Raw genomic sequence first — 5,391 nt, forward strand, 5'->3', positions numbered from 1 at the left:
ATCAAAATACCAATCCAAAAAACTATCCACACGGGGGATTAACTCTGCTTCCCAAACATCTAACTCCTGGGCCGCAAACCCTTCAGCACTGGCGTGAGATGCTTTAACGGCATCAGCAACCGCTTGACCAGGACGCACTTGGTCTAGCTTGCGACCATCCACGCGCACCCCTTCTTCCACAATCTGAGTACGCATCAGTTTTTTGGTGAGGCTTTTGAACAGCTTATCGACTAATGCGCTATTTTCATTAACCGCTACACGGATCGGGTCATCCTCTTTGAGTTGGGTAATTTCTGCTTTGACAGCACTGTCTTTAATCTCATCTAAGGCAACATCCCGACCATTTTTGTCCAGGTCAAATTGCGAGAGGACACCTTTAATTTTGTCAGTGGCGCGGACGCGAATAAATTCTTCTAGATTCGAGTCTACGGCTGGGGGTTCGCCAATCACTATTGCAATTCCCAACTCCTCAAGCAGGTCATGCTGGGCTTTGATCAAGTCTTGTACCGCTTCGTAGCCGAAATCGATGGCCTCGATTATATCTTGTTCCGGTAATTGATTGGCACCGGCTTCTACCATAATTACCCCTTGTGGGGAACCAGCCACGACTAAGTCCAAGTCGCCATTTTCGATTTCCTTGTAGGTGGGATTAATCATAAAATCATCCCCGAGTAACCCTACCCGTACAGCTGCCATTGGTCCATAGAAGGGAATGCTGCCCTGCAACACAGCAATCGATGCACCAGTAACTGCCAAAACATCTGGCGGTACTTGTTCATCCATAGACAGGGTAGTTGCTACAATCTGTATATCATCTCGTAGCCAACTGGGAAATAAGGGACGTAAGGGACGGTCAATGAGACGGCTAGTTAGGATAACTTTTTCTGGAGGACGGCCTTCCCGCCTGAGGAAACCACCTGGAATCCGACCTGCTGCGTAGAGTCTTTCTTCGTAGTCAACCACCAAGGGTAGAAAATCAATCCCTTCTCGACCAGGGGCACGAGTTGCTGTCACTAGAACTGCTGTATCCCCCGACTGTATCATTACTGAACCACCAGATTGAGGGGCAAGCAGACCTACTTTGAGTCTAATATCCCGTCCATCAAAGGATATTGACTTGTCTATCTCTACCATTTCGGTACTTTTTCCTTCTTTGTTTGATCACTGTTCTCGTTCTGTCGCAATCGTAGCATTTATCACTCAGGGGGGTGGTAAGTAGGAAAGGGAGTAGGGAGTAGGGAGTAGGCAATAGGCAATAGGCAATAGGCAATAGGCAATAGGCAATAGGCAATAGGCAATAGGCAATAGGCAATAGGCAATAGGGAGCGGTGCGACCCGTGGCGAATTTAATTCGACGACTGTAAGCGCACTCCCTGGGAGTCGGGAAATGAAAAAATTTCTATGCACCTGATTAGACTAGTAAACGCTATACTTTTTGATGGTGTTTGGCTAAGGGATCAACTCCTTGACGCCTACGGTTACTTTCTTTTTGAAAGTTGCCAAGTTTGTTGTGGAGTAACTTCAGCGGTTTTTTAGAGTTTAAATACTACTGAATACTCTAAATAATAGCCATAGAGTTTACTTAAAACTTGACATTTTTTTATTAAGAAAATAATAAAAGTAGTCTTTAATCAGTTTTTTTGATAACCGAATAAATTTTATTAAATCGGTAAATTAGCTGGAGATTATCTCGCCTAATCAGCTCAAAAAATAACTTTGTTTACTTCAATTATTAATATAGTAATCTAAATGAATTATGATAATTTCTGTTCGTTACTCCCTACTCCCTACTCCCTACTCCCTACTCCCTACTCCCTGTTCCCTACTCCCTACTCCCTACTCCCTATTACCTTTGTTATAAAATCTATTAATCAGATACGATAGCTGTTAATCCTAAGGGATAAATTCAGCAAATTTGATCGACAAAACCTGGACTAGATAACAAAAAAAGACACAAAAATTATTATGGCAACGTTACATGGCAGTTGGATATCTGGGGAAACTAATGGTCATCTATTTATTTGGGGAGAAACTTGGCGCACGAAGGCGCAGATATCAACAACTGCCAATGATATGTCATGTCACCCGTTTGCCATGACTGAGGAAGAATTGACGTCTTTTTTAGATTCTCATCGTCTGTCCATTGGTCAATTTTTAGAGGTGTCTGAGAAGGCTCGTTCAGGTAGTCGTAAGCGTGCAGCTCAACAGCATCAGGTTCGCTGGCAGTCTCAAATTGTTCTCTTACCTACTGAACCATCATCCAAAGGTGAACCAGCTTATCCAGTGCTGTCTAGCAAAATGTTGTTAGATAGTGCAGAGGATAGTGCAGAGGCTGGTCAGTGGGAATTACAACCATGGCAAGTGCAAGGGGTAAGTCTGGAACCGATGGCAGGGGTAAGATTCCTGGAAGCCTTACCCCTGGGCTCTTTTGAAGGCTCAGACGCTTACCTGGGAGGGGAGTTGCGTTTTTGGTCTCAGGTGATGCGCTGGAGCTTGGATCTGCTGAATCGGGGTAAGTTTTTACCAGGACTGTACCGATTGCCTGATGGTAAGGTAAGGGCTTTCTGGCAACCTCTGCTTGATAGTACTACCGATCAAGTCCGTCTAGAAAAGTATATCAAGCTCATGCCCTCGGCTTGCTGTGCTTATCCACAACAGGTTAGTTCTCCACAGTTGACCCTTCAAGCTACAACGGATTTGGTTAAGGCTCAGGAATTGCTATTGGGATTCTTGAGTAGTGTGGTTAATACACAGGTGCGGGATTTTGTCAAGGGTGAGTCGGTGCCAGTAGTAGAATCACCGATGGTGGAATGGTTGCGATCGCTTTCTTCTAATTTGTCTTCTAATTCAGAAACCCTAGGGCTAGAGTCAACAACCCTAGGTCGATTAGCGGCAGCACTGTCTACTTGGAACACTCCGGTGCAACAGAATTTAGTGACACCGACGTCCAAGAGATTGAGGCAAAATCTGTTTCGCACTTGTTTTATCCTGAAGCCTCCTACCTCTGACCAAGAGAATTGGTGCTTGGCCTATGGCTTACAAGCGGTTGATGACCCAGACCTGGTGGTGGATGCGGAAACGATCTGGAATTACTCAGGAGAGCGATTGGAGATTAAGCAGCGAACCATTGAACAACCTCAGGAAACGTTCCTGAAAGGGTTAGGATTAGCGACTCGACTCTATCCTCCCATTGAACCGAGCTTACACCAATCCCGTCCTGAGTTTTGTGAGCTAACCATAGTAGATGTGTATGAGTTCATTAGGGCTAGTGCATGGCGGTTGCAAAACAATGGCTTGGGTATTGTCTTACCACCAGGATTGAAACCAGGCACGGGAGCCAAACGCTTGGGAATTAGTCTTCTGGCGGAAGTGCCACCACAAAAGAAGAATCAACGGTTAGGACTCCAAAGCTTACTGAAGTTTAAGTGGCAACTGGCGATTGGAGATAAAACCATCTCGAAGCGGGAGTTTAATCGCTTGATGGCACTGAAATCACCCCTAGTGGAGGTGGATGGGGAATGGATGGCGTTACAACCCTCTGATGTCCGGGCAGCTCAAGAGATGTTTAAGGGTTCGACCGATAACATGACTCTTTCCGTAGAGGATGCTTTGCGGATCACTACTGGTGATAATAATACCTTGGCAAAACTACCGGTAGTGAAGTTTGAAGCATCGGGAGCTCTGCAAGAGTTAATTACTAATTTACAGGGGAATCAATCCCTGGAGCCGATTCCTCAACCAGCTAGTTTTCAGGGGCAATTGCGACCCTATCAAGCTAGAGGGATGGGCTGGCTGGCGTTTCTGGAACGTTGGGGTTTGGGTGCTTGTCTGGCGGATGATATGGGCCTTGGTAAGACGGCACAACTGATTGCGTTTCTGTTGCATCTTCAGGAAGAAGGTACCCTGAATGGGCCTTGCTTAGTGGTATGTCCGACTTCTGTGCTAGGAAACTGGGAACGGGAAGTAAAGAAATTTGCGCCATCCCTGAAAACTATTGTCCATCACGGGGATAAACGCTCTAAAGGGAAAGCCTTTGCTAAGGCAGTTAAGACTAAGCAGGTGATCATTACCAGTTATTCCTTAGTACATCGGGATGCGACTACCCTGGATGGGGTGGAATGGCAGGGGGTGGTGCTGGATGAAGCTCAGAATATTAAGAATCCTAGCGCTAAGCAATCCCAAGCCGTGAAGCAACTTTCCACTACCTTTCGGATTGCCTTAACCGGTACTCCCGTGGAAAATCGGTTGTCGGAATTGTGGTCAATTATCGATTTTCTCAATCCTGGGTATTTAGGCGATCGCCAATTCTTCCAACGTCGATTTGCGGTACCGATTGAGAAATTTGGCGACCGGGATTCCTTGCAGACCATGCGATCGCTAGTGCAACCCTTTATCCTCCGTCGCCTCAAAACCGATAAGTCTATTATTCAAGATTTGCCCGAAAAGCAGGAAATGAATGTTTTTTGTGGTCTTTCCGCAGCCCAAGCTACGGTTTATCAACAGTTGGTGGATGATTCTTTAGCACAAATTGAAGAAGCTGAGGGGATTAAGCGCAAGGGCATGATTTTGACTTTATTGTTGAGACTCAAGCAACTGTGTAATCATCCCGCACTGTTGGAGAGTAAGGGGAAAAAGACTAAGGGTAAAACGGGAGATAATTCGTTAATGTCTAGCCAGCAGTCGGGTAAGTTACGACGGTTGGAAGAAATGTTAGAAGAGGCGATTTCTGAGGGAGACCGTGGCTTAATTTTTACCCAATTTTCGGAATGGGGGAAATTGCTAAAACCCTATTTAGAGCACAAATTTGGCAAAGAAGTTTTATTCCTCTATGGCGCAACTCGTAAGAAACAACGGGAGGAAATGATTGATCGGTTCCAGAATGACCCCGATGGTCCATCGATATTTATTCTGTCTCTGAAAGCTGGTGGCACTGGATTGAATTTAACTAGAGCTAATCATGTGTTTCATGTAGACCGTTGGTGGAATCCAGCGGTGGAAAATCAAGCTACTGACCGCGTCTTTCGGATTGGTCAAAAACGCAATGTTCAAGTCCATAAGTTTATCTGTACTGGCACTGTGGAAGAAAAAATTAATGACATTATTGAAAGTAAGAAACAGTTAGCGGAACAAACTGTAGATGCAGGAGAAGATTGGTTGACGGAAATGAATACGGAACAATTGCGCGATTTGGTTTTGCTTGACCGGAGTGCGGTTATTGATGATTAATTTTGTAGGGTGGGCAAAATTCTATGATCTAGAATTATTACAAGCACCAAAGGGTTTTTGCCCACCAGTAGGGAGTAGGGTGCGTTAGGGGCGGACTTGACCTAATTTTTACGGTAGCCAGGGTTGAGATAGTCCGCCCCGTAACGCACCACCGGGTCAAACAGA

General features: G+C 45.4%; 2 protein-coding genes and 1 pseudogene. 1 reads left to right on the forward strand and 2 read right to left on the reverse strand.

Features of this window, described 5'->3' with window-relative positions; translation table 11 throughout:
• Nucleotides 1-1,134: pseudogene (locus tag F6K20_RS22730) on the reverse strand (hypothetical protein); the annotation flags it as partial.
• Nucleotides 1,135-1,200: 66 nt separating this feature from the next.
• On the reverse strand, nt 1,201-1,407 hold the full coding sequence (locus F6K20_RS22735; protein WP_287247420.1) for a hypothetical protein: 207 nt from the start codon (nt 1,405-1,407) through the stop codon (nt 1,201-1,203).
• 558 nt (nt 1,408-1,965) lie between these two features.
• On the opposite strand from F6K20_RS22735, the gene F6K20_RS22740 reads away from it, so the two are divergent.
• Nucleotides 1,966-5,226 carry a sll1366 family intein-prone helicase gene (locus tag F6K20_RS22740; protein WP_287296115.1) on the forward strand — a complete coding sequence of 1,087 codons (3,261 nt, stop codon included), beginning with the start codon at nt 1,966-1,968 and terminating at the stop codon, nt 5,224-5,226.
• The last annotated feature ends 165 nt before the right edge of the window (nt 5,227-5,391 follow it).

Source organism: Moorena sp. SIO2C4, assembly GCF_010672485.1.
GTDB lineage: Bacteria > Cyanobacteriota > Cyanobacteriia > Cyanobacteriales > Coleofasciculaceae > Moorena > Moorena producens.